The sequence below is a fragment of the Mesorhizobium sp. ES1-6 genome, assembly GCF_020164775.1.
In the GTDB taxonomy this organism is placed as follows: Bacteria; Pseudomonadota; Alphaproteobacteria; order Rhizobiales; family Rhizobiaceae; genus Mesorhizobium.
On the sequence record NZ_JAIUGU010000003.1, the window covers coordinates 324885 to 338375 of the forward strand.

At 64.4% G+C, this 13491-nt stretch carries 16 protein-coding genes; 7 read left to right on the forward strand and 9 right to left on the reverse strand.

Annotated features, from left to right (window positions below; genetic code table 11):
- Positions 1-23: 23 nt before the first annotated feature.
- From LB564_RS10395 to LB564_RS10420, 6 genes are all read right to left on the reverse strand, one after another.
- Positions 24-2078 (reverse strand): M3 family metallopeptidase, encoded by a 2055-nt coding sequence (locus LB564_RS10395; RefSeq protein ID WP_224537325.1) that lies wholly within the window; start codon positions 2076-2078, stop codon positions 24-26.
- Between the two features lie 90 nt (positions 2079-2168).
- Positions 2169-2603 carry a nuclear transport factor 2 family protein gene (locus LB564_RS10400; RefSeq protein ID WP_224537327.1) on the reverse strand — a complete coding sequence of 145 codons (435 nt, stop codon included), beginning with the start codon at positions 2601-2603 and terminating at the stop codon, positions 2169-2171.
- The gene (locus tag LB564_RS10405; protein ID WP_140702650.1) at positions 2600-3244 is read right to left on the reverse strand and encodes a carbonic anhydrase; all 645 of its coding nucleotides are present in this window, start codon (positions 3242-3244) and stop codon (positions 2600-2602) included. The genes LB564_RS10400 and LB564_RS10405 overlap by 4 nt, the downstream gene beginning before the upstream one ends.
- A gap of 192 nt (positions 3245-3436) precedes the next feature.
- Complete coding sequence (locus tag LB564_RS10410; RefSeq protein WP_224537329.1) at positions 3437-4207, reverse strand: DUF429 domain-containing protein; 771 nt, start codon at positions 4205-4207, stop codon at positions 3437-3439.
- A complete protein-coding gene (pdxY, locus tag LB564_RS10415) occupies positions 4204-5088 on the reverse strand; it encodes a pyridoxal kinase PdxY (protein ID WP_224537331.1) in 885 nt (294 codons plus the stop codon). Before pdxY ends, LB564_RS10410 begins: the two co-directional genes overlap by 4 nt.
- A 13-nt stretch (positions 5089-5101) precedes the next feature.
- The gene (locus LB564_RS10420; RefSeq protein WP_140702644.1) at positions 5102-5353 is read right to left on the reverse strand and encodes a hypothetical protein; all 252 of its coding nucleotides are present in this window, start codon (positions 5351-5353) and stop codon (positions 5102-5104) included.
- Positions 5354-5506: 153 nt separating this feature from the next.
- On the opposite strand from LB564_RS10420, the gene LB564_RS10425 reads away from it, so the two are divergent.
- The 6 genes from LB564_RS10425 to ppa all read left to right on the forward strand — a co-directional run bounded on the left by LB564_RS10425 (position 5507) and on the right by ppa (position 10203).
- Positions 5507-6145 (forward strand): LemA family protein, encoded by a 639-nt coding sequence (locus LB564_RS10425; protein WP_140702643.1) that lies wholly within the window; start codon positions 5507-5509, stop codon positions 6143-6145.
- A 177-nt stretch (positions 6146-6322) separates the two neighbouring features.
- Complete coding sequence (locus LB564_RS10430) at positions 6323-7171, forward strand: TPM domain-containing protein (protein ID WP_224537333.1); 849 nt, start codon at positions 6323-6325, stop codon at positions 7169-7171.
- A gap of 26 nt (positions 7172-7197) precedes the next feature.
- Positions 7198-8058: a TPM domain-containing protein gene (locus LB564_RS10435; protein WP_411910149.1), complete on the forward strand. Its 861-nt coding sequence runs from the start codon at positions 7198-7200 to the stop codon at positions 8056-8058.
- A gap of 9 nt (positions 8059-8067) precedes the next feature.
- Entirely contained in the window at positions 8068-8706 is a 639-nt protein-coding gene (locus LB564_RS10440) for a TPM domain-containing protein (RefSeq protein WP_140702638.1), read from the forward strand.
- Between the two features lie 268 nt (positions 8707-8974).
- A complete protein-coding gene (locus tag LB564_RS10445; protein WP_224537337.1) occupies positions 8975-9481 on the forward strand; it encodes a GNAT family N-acetyltransferase in 507 nt (168 codons plus the stop codon).
- A gap of 188 nt (positions 9482-9669) precedes the next feature.
- Complete coding sequence (gene ppa / locus LB564_RS10450) at positions 9670-10203, forward strand: inorganic diphosphatase (RefSeq protein WP_140702635.1); 534 nt, start codon at positions 9670-9672, stop codon at positions 10201-10203.
- Between the two features lie 213 nt (positions 10204-10416).
- On the opposite strand, the gene LB564_RS10455 is transcribed toward ppa, so the two are convergent.
- The gene (locus LB564_RS10455; RefSeq protein ID WP_224537339.1) at positions 10417-11007 is read right to left on the reverse strand and encodes a hypothetical protein; all 591 of its coding nucleotides are present in this window, start codon (positions 11005-11007) and stop codon (positions 10417-10419) included.
- Between the two features lie 44 nt (positions 11008-11051).
- Positions 11052-11669: a TetR/AcrR family transcriptional regulator gene (locus tag LB564_RS10460; RefSeq protein WP_224537340.1), complete on the reverse strand. Its 618-nt coding sequence runs from the start codon at positions 11667-11669 to the stop codon at positions 11052-11054.
- A 74-nt stretch (positions 11670-11743) separates the two neighbouring features.
- Between LB564_RS10460 and LB564_RS10465 the strand changes: the two genes are divergently transcribed.
- Complete coding sequence (locus LB564_RS10465; protein WP_224537343.1) at positions 11744-13027, forward strand: MFS transporter; 1284 nt, start codon at positions 11744-11746, stop codon at positions 13025-13027.
- Between the two features lie 68 nt (positions 13028-13095).
- Here the strand turns inward: LB564_RS10465 and LB564_RS10470 are convergent, their stop codons facing one another.
- The gene (locus LB564_RS10470) at positions 13096-13377 is read right to left on the reverse strand and encodes a hypothetical protein (RefSeq protein ID WP_224537344.1); all 282 of its coding nucleotides are present in this window, start codon (positions 13375-13377) and stop codon (positions 13096-13098) included.
- Between the last annotated feature and the right edge of the window lie 114 nt (positions 13378-13491).

Sequence of the window (13491 nt, forward strand, 5' to 3'; positions counted from 1 at the left end):
CAAGGGGAGAAGGAAAAAGGGCGCTACACCAAGCCCCGCTTCACCATCATCGCGTTCGGCGAAGGCATCTTGCCGCGAAACGCCGTGTACAGTTCTTCGGGATCCTTCGAGCCCCCGGCGGCGTAGATGTTCTTGCGCAGCCGTTCGGCCAGCGCCGGGTTGAAGGGGTCGCCCGTTTCCTCGAAGGCGGCGAAAGCGTCGGCGTCGAGCACTTCCGACCACATGTAGGAATAATAGCCGGCCGAATAGCCGTCGCCCGCAAAGACATGACCGAAATGCGGGGTGCGATGGCGCATCGCGATCGTATCGGGCATGTCGAGCTTTTGCAATGTTTCGGCCTCGAAACGAAGTGGCTCTTCCGGCGCATCGGGCCGCGCGTGATAGGCCATGTCGATCAGCGCCGAGGCGGTGAATTCGACGGTCGCGAAGCCGGCGCCGAAAGTGCGCGCGGCCAGCATCTTGTCGAGCAGCGCCTTGGGCATCGGCTTGCCGGTCTTGACATGCAGCGCGTGCTTTTCCAGCACCGCCGGCACTGTCAGCCAGTGCTCGTAGAGTTGGGAAGGCAACTCGACGAAGTCGCGGCTGACCGAGGTTCCGGAAACCGATGGCCAGGTGACGTCGGTCAGCATGCCGTGCAGCGCATGGCCGAACTCATGGAACAAGGTTTTCGCCTCGTCGACCGACAGCAGCGCCGGTTCGCCCGCCGGCGGCTTGGCGAAGTTCATGATGTTGTAGATCACCGGCCTGGAGCCATGGCCGAGACGGTAGCCGGACTTCAGCGCGCTCATCCAGGCGCCGGAGCGTTTTGAAGGCCGCGCGAAATAGTCGGCCAGGAACAGGCCACGCTCGCTGCCATCGGCGTTTTTCACCACGAAGACGCGCGCGTCCGGGTGCCAGGCTGCGATCCCCTGCTTCTCCTCGAAAGTGATGCCGAACAGCCGTGTCGCCACGTCGAAACAGGCGTCGATGACGCGGTCGAGCTGCAGGTAGGGTTTCAGTTCGGCCTCATCGAAAGCGAACTTTTCCGCGCGCAGCTTTTCCTGGTAGAAGCGCCAGTCCCAGGCGGCGAATTTTTCGTTGCTGCCGGCTTGCGCCGCAAGCCGCTCCAGTTCCTTCTGGTCGGCGGCGGCCTTTTCCAGCGCCTTTTCCCAGACCGGGTCGAGCAGCGCATGTACCGCCTTCGGTGTCTTGGCCATTGTGTCGTCGAGCTTGAGCGCGGCGAAGGAGGCATAGCCGAGCAGCTTCGCCTTTTCGGCGCGCAGCTTCAGCATATCGCGCACCACGGCCGTGTTGTCGGACGCACCACCATTCTGGCCGCGCATGGTGAAGGCGCGATAGGCAATCTCACGCAGGTCGCGGCGCTCGGAGAAGGTGGTGAACGGCTCGTAGATCGAGCGCGACAGGGTGACGGCGTAGCGGCCCTTCTGGCCACGTATCTCGGCGGCCTCGGCCATCGAGCTTTTCACGAAGTCCGGCAGGCCGGCAAGGTCCGCCTCGTCGAGGAACAGCGCCCAGTCGCGCTCGTCGGCCAGCACGTTTTGCCCGAAAGTCGTGCCGAGCGACGACAGCTCTTCACTGATCTTGGCCAGCCGCTTCTTGCCGTCGGCATCGAGCTTGGCGCCGGAACGGACGAAACCCTTCCAGGTCTTCTCCAGGACACGCAGCGTCTCGGGATCGAGCTGCAGGCTCTCGCGGCGCTGGTAGAGGTCGTCGATGCGGGCAAACAGTTTTTCGTTCATCGAGATCGCGGAGAAATGCCTCGACATCTTCGGCGAAATGTCGCGCTCCAGCGCCTGGATCGTTTCGTTGGTATAGGCGCCGGCGCGGCACCAGAAGATCGACGAGACGTGGTCGAGCGCCTCGCCGCCCAGTTCCAGCGCGGCAAGCGTGTTCTCGATGGTCGGCGCCTCCTCGTTGCCTGATATCGCGTCGATCTCTGCTTCATGCGCCTTCAGCGCGGCGTCGAAGACCGGGGAGAAATCACCGTCGCCAATCTGGGCAAAATCGGGCAGGCCGAGCGGTCCTTGCCACGCGGTCAAGGGATGAGCGGCGAGGTCGACGGCTTTCGTAGAGGGCATGGAGGGTCTTTCGCTGGCGTCAGGAAGGAGGGTGTCACCGATGTAGGGCGCGGCCCGCGGGCCCGCAATATGCCAGTTGGGCGATCCGCCTCAGTAGCCCTCGCAGTTTTCAGCGATCGCGGCTTGCGAGCTGGCGGTGATGCGGTTGTCGCTCACCGCGAAGGTTTCCTGCATCAGCATGTCATTGTTGGGGAAATCGTAGCAGGCGATCACGGTGGTGACCCCGCCTTCGCTCTTCTCGATGCGGTGCCGGATAGCGGCACCGGCAACCGCGCCTTTCCATTCGTCGAGCGAAGCGATGAATTCCTGCTTGCTCTGGACGACGCCAAGGTCGTCGAGCTTGATGCGGACATCGTCGGCGAGCAGGTCGGCGAGTTCTGTGCGGTCGGCGACCAGCAGCGCCGAATACCAGCGGCTGATGAGGGCGCGGTCATCGGCGCGGGCGGCAACGATCGCTATCAGCAGTGCGACGGCGGTGAAAACGACCGGCCGGACGTTCATCCCCCGGCGCGCCGTGCCGCTCATTCCAGCACCGGCCGCTCGAAATCGCCGGTCTCCTTGTTCATCACCCAGAGTTCGCCGGTCGAAATGTCGAACCAGGCTCCGTGCAGCGACAGCCGCCCCTTGCCCTCGAGGATCGAGACGCAGGGAAAGGTTCTCAGATTGGCAATGGAATAGCGGATCGAGATGCGCTCGAGTGCCGTCTGGCGCTCCGTCGCCGTCATGAGGGTGCTGGCCGACACTGTTTCGGCGGCCGGCGCGATCAGGCTCATCCACTTGCCGATGAAGTCGCCGGGAGAAAGCGGCGCGGAATTGGTATCGAGCGCGGCGCGGATGCCGCCGCAGCGGCCATGACCCATGACGACGATGTTCTTGACCTTGAGGCTCTGCACGGCGAATTCGAGCGCGGCCGAGGTCGAATGGAACTCGCCATCCGGCTCGTAGGGCGGCACCAGATTGCCGACATTGCGCAGCACGAAGAGTTCGCCGGGGCCGGCGTCGAAGATCGCCTCGGGCGCGGATCGCGAGTCGCAACAGGCGACGATCATGGTTTCGGGCGCCTGGCCTTCGCGGGCGAGTTCGCGATAGCGGCCGCTCTCGGTGAGGTAGCGGCCGTTCATGAAATTGCGGTAGCCGACGAGGAGGTGTTCGGGAAGATGAGGCATGGGCGGCTAAGGCCTTTCCGGTTGGAGGCGGCAGCTCTGCTATTTTGCTTACGCGAAAACCGATTCCGGCTTTCGGGCCGATGCGTTGCGGCCGAGGAAGGCTCTAACGGTAAAAGCCCGCTTCGAGCAATGCGGAATTGTAGGGGCTGGCCACAAATGCCATGCGCCGAAGCGGGTTGCCTGCGGACATTGTCACGCCCAGATGGCGACGGGTATGCCAAAACCGTCAGCGAGCGGCGGGTCGGGAAACGGTTTTGCTTCGCCGCTGGCGATGCGGCCGGCGATCAGCGCCATCGCGGCCGCATCGAGGAAATCGTCGGCGGCCGCACCACGGGGCGGCGGTTGGTCGAGGAAATCCATGTCATAGCCGTGCCGGCAAAGCAGTGCCCTGCGCTCCGCCATGCCTGCCGGGTTGACCGCGCCTTTGAACTTCTTCGGCAGCGACATAGCCTGATCGCCGTTCAGGCGACAGAAGGCGACTTCCGGATGCGATTCGAAGACGCGGCGCCGCAAATCGGGCTGCGCGATCAGCAACGCGTCTATCTCACGGATCTTGGAAAAGATCCCGAAAGCCTGGATGGAAACGCCGCGCGGTGGATCGGATGTGGCCTTGGCCACGTCGCTCGCCTGGCGATGCGCGGCGTACCAGGCTTCGACGGTGGTGAAGCCGCTGGTATCGGCATAGAGCGCGGCGCGGGACGGGATCGAAAAGACGCTGGACTGGCGCGCGCCGAGCAGCGGGCGGACCAGCGCTTCCGGTCCGCGCCCGCCCTTTTGCGACAACTCCGGCAGGCCGATCGGCATGTCGACGGCGACGATCGCGTCATCGGGGATCGTTGCCAGCAGGGCAGCGAATGTGGGGAAGACATCGACCGACGGCGCGATCCCCGGATTGCGTCGCACGGCAATCCAGCCGGCCTTGCAGCCATCGGCGCCGACGAGCACGACCTCGTCCGAGGTCACGCCCGGCGGTCCCGCCCCGGATGCGTGAGGTGGCGCAACTGCACCATGGCCATCGGGTGCGACAGGCTTTGCGCATCGGTTTCGAGCTGCAATTCATCGCCGCCGCGCTTGGCCGTGCGCGCCAGGATCTCGTAGACCGCCGCCGTGGTCGACTGCAGCGCCTTGATCGCCGGCTGGCCGGAGAGGATGCGCGCCAGGTAGACCGCCGCCGTCAGGTCGCCCAGACCGTTCGGCGGCTTGTCGATCAGGCGGTGTTCGGCGAGCAGCGCCTGCGTGCCGTCGAGCAGCAAATTGCCGGTGCCGCCTGAAATCATCGACGGTGCCGAGGTGACCAGCATGGTCGACGGTCCGGCATGAAGTGCGGCCGAGATCACCGATTTGAGGTCGGGCAGCGGCGCGCCCGCCATCCATTCCAGCTCATAGCGGTTGGGGGTAGCGATGTCGGCGATCGGCATCAGCCGGTCGCGCATGGCGGCGGCGGTGGGCTCGGGCACGTAGAGGCCGCCGGAATCGCCCATCACCGGATCGCAGATATAGACGGCATCAGGCGTCCTGGCCTTGACCGCTGCAACCAGCGAGGCGACGGCCTCGGCCTGGCCGGCCTCGCCGAGGTAACCGGAGAGCACCGCGCCCACTTCACCGAGCCACGGCGCGCGCTCCAGATCGGCCATCAGCGCCTTGAACTGGTCGAGCGGCGGCACGATGCGGGTGGCGCGGCCATGGCCGGGATGCCAGGGCAGGATGATTGTCGGCACCGCCCAGACCGGAAACCCCAGCGTCTCCAGCGCGAAGACGGCGGCGCGGTTGCCGACGGAGCCACGGGCGACATGGCTGGAAATGACGATGACCGCGCGCGGCGCGTCGGGTTTTTCGGCGCTCATTGTTTTTTGATTCCTAGCTGCCCCGGGTGAGGAAAAGCACGAGCCAGACCATCAGGCCCAGCGCCAGAAGCAGGCCGAGTATCCGGCCAATACGCGTGCCCCAGACCTCGATCGGATCCGTTCGGTCGGCATCGACGGCGGAGACATGGTCGCGCACGCCTTTCGTCGTCCGCGCCACGAAAGAGTTGCCGGCCGGATCGGTCTCCTGCGCGACGCGCTCGAGGATACGGCGCGATTCGCTGTCGCTGTCCTGGCGTTGCGCCATGATGATGTCCTGTTTTCACAGGAGCTTATCGCGTTCGCGCGGCCAATCACAGGGCCCTGCGAGGCGCGGTGTATTCCTGGCACGCCGTTGCCGTTTTCTTGCGCGCCGATTGTGGTAATGCTTCGCATGCAACTTCTATCGAGGGATCCCATCATGCTTGCCCAGCGCCTTGCCCGACCGTCGACATTCCGCACGCTGCCCGCCTTCCTGATGATGGCAATCGTGCTGCCGCTGCTTGCCGGCTGCGGCTACAACACCATCCCGACGGCGGAAGAAAACGCCAAGGCGGCATGGAGCGAGGTGCTGAACCAATATCAGCGCCGGGCCGACCTCATCCCCAATCTGGTCGAGACGGTGAAGGGCTATGCCTCGCATGAAAAGGACACGCTCGACGCAGTGGTCGAGGCGCGCGCCAAGGCGACGCAGATCACGGTGACGCCGGAAACGCTGAAGGATCCCGAAGCGCTGAAGAAGTTCCAGGATGCCCAGTCCGGGCTGACCAGCGCGCTGTCGCGGCTGATCGCGGTGTCGGAGGCCTATCCCGACCTCAAGGCCAACCAGAACTTCCTGGCGCTGCAGGCACAGCTCGAAGGCACGGAAAACCGGATCGCCGTTGCCCGCCGCGACTACATCCAGGCGGTCAAGGACTACAATCTGACGCTGAAGACCTTCCCGTCGGTGCTGTGGGCGACATTCTGGTTCCGGAGCAACGAGCCCTTCGCCAATTTCACCGTCGACGAAGACAAGATGCAGCCGCCGAAGGTCGATTTCGGCACGAAGCAGGGCGGGTAATTCGCGAAATCGGCTGAGCGTCTCTTTGCCACAAGACGGACCGCTGGCGTGCAAACACCCCCCTCTGTCCTGCCGGACATCTCCCCCTCAAGGGGGGAGATCAGCCGTTGTCCAGGCTTTGGCCAATTTTCAACCTCTCAAAGTGAGAGCCGGCAGCGAAGCCGCCAATCTCCCCCCTTGAGGGGGAGATGTCCGGCAGGACAGAGAGGGAGGCCTCGCGCCTACGCTACCTTTCTTGGCCTTCTTGCCGGCATCCTCCTTTTCCCCCTAACCGCCTTCGCCGCCGATCTCCCCGCGCTGACTGGCCGCGTGGTTGACTATGCCGGCATCATCGACGCCGGCACCCGTGCCGCGCTGACCCAGAAACTCGCCGACTTCGAGGCAAAAGGCTCCGACCAGATCGTTGTCGCCACCATTCCCAGCCTCGATGGCGAGGAAATCGAACCCTACGCCAACCGTCTGTTTCGCTTCTGGAAGCTCGGCCAGGCCAAGGAAAACAATGGCGTTCTGCTGCTCGTCGCGCCCAACGACCGCAAGATGCGCATCGAGGTCGGCTATGGGCTGGAAGGCACGCTGACCGACCTGCACACCAAGCTGATCATCGAAAACGACATGGTGCCGGCGTTCCGCGCCGGTGATTTCCCGGGCGGCATCTCCAAGGCCGTCGACGACATGATCATGGTGCTGGAGGGCAATCCGGAGGAGCTGGAGGCGCGCGGCAAGCGCAACGAGCAGGCGCCCTTCAATTCCGACGACCTGTTCTTCGCCATTTTCATCGGCATCTGGGCGATCATTTTCTTCGGCAGCATCGCGGCCTCGGTCCTGCCCCCGATCTTCGGCCCGAAACTGGGGCCCGGGCGCTATCGCTGGCTCGGCATGACCTTCGAGCCCCATCGGCGGTCCTCATCCGGTGGCGGCTGGTCGTCCGGAAGTTCCGGCGGCGGCTGGTCTTCGGGTGGTGGCGGCGGCGGATTTTCGGGCGGCGGCGGTTCGTCCGGCGGCGGCGGCTCCTCGGGAAGCTGGTAGGCATGGTGATAGCTGCCGTTCCTTCGATGCCCGGCCAACTCGCTTCGCGACTGCGCCTGGCCTTTATCACCCTGGCGGCGCTGCTGCTTGCCACGATCACCGCCTTGGCCGCCGATCTCCCGGCGCTGACCGGCCGGGTGGTCGACAATGCCGGCATCATCGATGCCGACACGAAAGCGGCATTGACGCAGAAGCTGGCGGATTTCGAGGCAAAGGGTTCCGACCAGATCGTCGTCGCCACCATCCCGAGCCTCGGCGGCGAGGAGATCGAGCCCTACGCCAACCGGTTGTTCCGCTTCTGGAAGCTCGGCCAGGCCAAGGAGAACAATGGCGTCCTGCTGCTGGTCGCGCCCAACGACCGCAAGATGCGCATCGAGATCGGCTATGGTCTGGAAGGCACGCTGACCGACCTGCATACCAAGCTGATCATCGAGAACGACATGGTGCCGGCGTTCCGCGCCGGCGATTTCCCGGGCGGGATATCCAAGGCCGTCGATGACATGGTCATGGTGCTGGAAGGCAATCCGGAGGAGCTGGAAGCGCGCGGCCGCCGCAATCCCGCCGACAGCAACACTCCCATGGACCCGATCGTCGCCGTGTTCCTGATCCTGTGGGCGACGATGTTCTTCGGTGGCCTGGCCATGGCCTTCCTGCCGCCGATGTTCGGCACGAAGCTGTCGCCGGGCGTGTATAGATGGCTGGGCATGACGTTTCGTTACGGGCAGGGGCCGAGCGGATCATCCGGAACCGGCGGCTGGACGACGGGATCGTCTGGCGGCGGCTGGTCGTCTGGCGGCGGCGGGTGGTCCTCGGGGTCGAGCAGCGGCGGCGGGTTTTCGGGCGGCGGCGGCTCGTCCGGCGGTGGCGGTTCTTCAGGAAGCTGGTGAGACAAGATCATGGCAACACGACCGATCAGCCCGCAGGATCATGAGCGCATCGCCGCCGCGATCCGCGCCGCCGAAGCGCAAACCGACGGTGAGATCTATTGCGTCGTGGCGCATGCCAGCGACGGCTATTTCGCTCCCGCCGCGCTGATGGCGACGCTCGGCATGCTGATCGTCAGCCTTGCCGTCGCCTATGGGCTGGAAGCCTGGTGGCTCACCATCCGGCTGCCGCATTTCGTCATCGCCGAGCTCCTGGCGCTGGCCTGCGTGCTTGCCCTGCTGTGGGCGCTGCCCGGCTTGCGCATCCACATGGTGCCGCGCCGGCTGCGCTATCAGGCGGCGCACGCCAATGCGGTCAAGCAGTTCCTGGCCCGCAACGTCCACCGCACAACGGCGCGCACCGGCGTGCTGATCTTCGTCTCGATCGCCGAGCGCTATGCCGAGGTGGTCGCCGATTCGGGCATCGACGCCAAGGTCGGCCAACATGTCTGGGACGGCGTGGTGCGCGATCTCACCGCCCATGCCGGGGACGACCGGCTCGCCGACGGCTTCGTCAAGGCGATCGGACAGGTCGGGGCGGTGCTGGCCGAGCATTTCCCGGTCACCTCGGGTGATACCAACGAGCTGGACGACCATCTGGTCGAAATCTGAAAAGCCTGCCTGCAAACGCTACTCAGCCGGCCGCCTGACGCGGCTTTCTGTGCTTCCCCGTTCTACTGCGTCGCAGTAGAACTGAGCTCACGGACCTAAAAGTCCGCTGCGCTTCGGTTCTCGAAAGCCACGCCATCCGCCTCGGCTTAACGCGTTTTCAGGCAGGCTTTGGGCAATGTCTGCAATGTCAGGATCGGCTGTGAGAAAGCGGTTGGCGGGGCGCCCGGACTCTTGCAATCGCCCGATGCGGGTTTATGGTTAACAAATCATGAATACGCTGACGATCGACATTCGGAAGGCAGACCCGCGCGATGCCGGCGCCATCGCCGAAGTGCACCTGGAAGCTTGGCGCGGCGCCTATTCCGGCATCATTCCGCACCGCACGCTGACGTCGATGATCAACCGCCGGGGAGCCGACTGGTGGGCGAATGCCATCCGCCGCGCGGCCACCGTGCTGGTCGTCGAGATCGGCGGCACGATTGCCGGCTATGCGACGATCGGCAAGAACCGCGCCAAGGAGCTCAAGCAGCAGGGCGAGATCTACGAACTGTACCTGCGCCCGGAATATCAGGGCATCGGTCTCGGCAGGCGGCTGTTTTCGGCGGCCAGGGCGCGGCTTGCCGATCATGGGCTGAAGGGCATGGTGGTGTGGGCGCTGGAAGACAACCAGAACGCGCTCGCCTTCTACGCAGGGGCCGGCGGCCGCGATATCGCCGAGGGTGTCGAGATCTTCGAGCAGAAGGCTCTGAAGAAGGTCGCCTTCATCTGGGAATGACTGCCGGGGCGATCGCGCAAGGCGCAGTCCCGGGCTCACGCAAATCACGCCGCTGAAATATCTTGTGCCGATGATTGAACGCGTCGAAGGCACTCGCGTCGCTCCCGATGCATGTGAGCGCCATTCGCCGCATTGCACCATTTTGCGCCGCCCGCTATCTCCTGCCAATCGAGAGAGGGACAAAAGCCATGCGCATCGAAGCCATAGCCACTGGAAAGAATCCGCCTGAGGACGTCAACGTCATCATCGAGGTGCCGATCGGCGGCGAGCCGATCAAGTACGAGATGGACAAGGAGGCCGGCACGCTGTTCGTCGACCGCTTCCTGCACACCTCGATGCGCTACCCCGGCAATTACGGCTTCGTGCCGCACACGCTGTCGGGGGACGGCGACCCGATCGACGTGCTGGTCTGCAACACGCGCGCGCTGGTGCCGGGCTGCGTCATCAATGTGCGGCCGATCGGCGTGCTGATCATGGAAGACAATGCCGGCCAGGATGAAAAGATCATCGCCGTGCCGTCGCCGAAGCTGACGCTGCGCTACGAGAACGTCACCGAATACACGCAGCTGCCCGACATCACGCGCCAGCAGGTGCAGCACTTCTTCGAGCACTACAAGGATCTCGAACCCGGCAAATGGGTCAAGATCGAAGGCTGGCACGATTCCAAATACGCCAAGAAGATGATCATCGACGCGGTTGAACGGGCGAAGGCGAGCAAGTAGGCGACGCTTGGACCCTACGGACCCTTTACCTTGCACGGCCGGAAGGGTTGGAGAAGCCTCTCAGCTTCGTCATACCAGGGCGGAGCAGCCGCGAAGCGGCGTCGCGTAGACCCTGGTATCCATGCCGTGACGCCCAGGTGCAGTGCGGGGCGGCGCAGAATTCTGCGCCGCGTCGCTCCTTGCTCCGCCCGTGGACGACGAAGTTACTGGTGCTCAGTTATCCACCCTCCCAAAGGCAGGCACATTGCCGATGGCTGTGTGCCGGTCCTTGCCGCAGGCAAAGGTGCGCGCCTTTTCGTCGGCGAGTTTTCGCGCCTGATCGTTGGCTTGCGGGTTGCCGGTGGCCAGGACAAGGCCGACCGTGCAGCTTTCCCGCCCATCCATCTGGCCGACCTTGGCGACAAGCAGCACATCCGTCGACTTTTTGTCATCCTCCGGATTGCTGACCGTGCGGCGATGGATGACAGCGAACGGAACGGCCCTGTCGCGGGTCGTTTCGATGCGCCATTCGATCCTGGCGCCCGAAGAACTGAAGTCTGAGAAGCTCTCCCAGACGGATGTCATGTCGCCGCCGGGTGGAAAACCGTAAAACAGCGATTCACGGGCATCATCATAGGCGATCAGCACGGGATAGCCGCGATAGCCTGAGCAAGCGAGATCGGCCCACTCGCCGTCGCCTTCGGCCTGCGCGTAGGTCACGCAGTCCTTCGTCCAGTCGAGGTCGGTGTAGGCGCTGGAAATGTCGCCGGCATGGGCTGCTTGGCAGAGACCGGCGAGGGCAAGCGGGATCAGAACGGCACGCATGACGGACACCTCCGGTTCGGGCCGGAACAGCGTACCGCCAATCGCTATTTCTTCAAGCTGGCTTCGATCAGCAGGTCGGCGTTGCGGGCGACCGACTGCGCGGGGCCACCGAGGCCGAACAGCTGGCCGCTGATATAGGCGCCTTCGATGAGCAGCAGCAGCCCGTCGCCCAGCGTGTCGGGGTCCTGCGCGCCCATCGCGGCCGCCATGGCACGCAGCCGGCGGCGCAGTTCCTGTTTGTTGTCCTCGCTCACCAGGCGAGCCGGATGGCCACGCTCGGGATATTCAACGGCCGCATTGGTCATGCCGCAGCCGCGATAGTCCGGTTTCTGCGTCCGCTTGCCGACGCGAGTCAGGAAAGCGATGATCTGTGCGCGGGGATCGCCGGGATGGGCGGCAACGGCCTCGTCGAACCGCTCCCAGTACTCGTGGTCGTATTGCCTGAGGTAAGAAGCGGCCAGTTCGTCCTTGGAAGGAAAGCTGCGATAGAGGCTCGGCTTGGTGACGCCGGCCCGCTTCACGATCTCGTCGACGCCGATCGCCCTGATGCCTCGCCGGTAGAACAGGTCATAGGCCACGTCGAGGATCTTCTTGGCGGCCTTAGGTGGCGCCGATGCATGACGGCCGCTGATGGTCAGTTCAATATTTTTGTCGGCTGGCATCATGGGACTCGATTGACAATGTTACCGATCGGTACGTATACATACCCCCACCTTGCAACGTACCGGTCAGTAACATGATAGCTCAATCCCGTCCCTTTGGCCAGCGCTACGCTTTCGTCGTGGTGGGCGTAATCTTCCTCTGCCTGCTGATCGCGGCTGGCCTGCGCTCCGCGCCGTCGGTCATGATGCTGCCGTTGGAAAACAGCTTCGGCTGGCGGCGCGACGTCATTTCGCTGGCCGCGGGCGTCGGTATCCTGCTCTACGGGCTGACCGGTCCGTTCGCCGCCGCGCTCATGGAACGCATCGGGCTGCGCCGCACGCTGCTAGCGTCGCTGGTGGTGATGTCGGCTTCAACCGCGCTCAGCCTGCTCATGACCAAGCCCTGGCATCTGTTCATCACCTGGGGCGTTTTTTCCGGCATCGGATCCGGCGCCGTCGCCAGCGTGCTGGGCGCAACCATCGTCAACCGCTGGTTCAAGACCAATCGCGGCCTTGTCATGGGGCTGATGTCGGCCTCCAGCGCCACCGGCATGCTGATTTTCCTGCCGCTGATCGCCTCCCTTGCCCAGGCAGGCGGCTGGCAGCCTGTCGTCATCACTGTCGCCATCGCCACCGCGGCGTTGATCCCTTTTGTCTGGCTGCTGGTGCCGGAGCGCCCGGCCTCGATCGGCATGGTGCGTTATGGCGCGGAGGCGGATGATGTGCCGCCGACTTCGCCCGCGTCACAAGGCAACTTCCTGGCGCATACGCTCAACACGTTGCGCCGCGCCGCCGGGACAAGGGTGTTCTGGTACCTGTTCGCCACCTTCTTCGTCTGCGGCTTCACCACCAATGGCCTTGTCGGCACGCATCTGATCGCGTTCTGCGGCGATATGGGCATCGGCGAGGTGCAGGCGGCCGGCCTGCTGTCGATGATGGGCATTTTCGACCTGATCGGCACCACGCTGTCGGGCTGGCTCACCGACCGCTTCGACCCGCGCAAGCTGCTCGGCGTCTATTATGCCATCCGTGGCCTGTCGCTGATCTACCTGCCCTATTCCGGCTTCTCGGCAACCAGCCTGATCATCTTCGCCGTGCTCTACGGGCTCGACTGGATCGCCACCGTACCGCCGACGCTCAGGCTCGCCAACGAAGCCTTCGGCGACCGCAGCGGGCCGATCGTGTTCGGCTGGATCGTCGCCGGCCATCAGGTGGGTGCCGCCACCGCCGCGGCCTTCGGCGGCACGATGCGCGAACTGCAGGGCAATTACGAACTGGCGTTCCTGATTGCCGGCATGACGGCGATCGCCGCCGCCTGTATTTCGCTACTGATCAATACGAGCCGGCCGGCTTTCGATCCTGAACCGCAGGCGGCTTGAGGCGGCAGGGGAATTGGCGTTCTCTCCACGAGGGGTGAGATTGGCAGCTTTGCCGGCTGCCCAAACCATCAATCCGGGTAGCAGACCATCGGAATGTTGGGCCAAACCGCCGCATCGCAATTGGCGCTGGCCTGTTTCTGCTTGAAGGCGGTGCTGACCGGGCCGGTCACCATCGGGTCGACGCCATCGGGCGCGTCGGCGAAGGCCTGTTGCGCGGAAGGCGCCTCAGGCGGCAGGAGAGAGCGCGCTTCCTTCAGCGTCGCCGCCGACTGCGCGGCGTTGGCCGCCAGCAGCATGGCGAAAGCGGCGGACGCGATAAGCGGCCAAAAACGGTTGAGTTTATCGGTCATGACGTTCGAACTGTCCGGGCCTCGAAAGGTTCCCGCCTTGGTTAACAAAATCATTTCACACCGAGACCGTTAAGATTTGATGAGTATTTGGTGTCGCGCGTCCCCTTTCGCAAC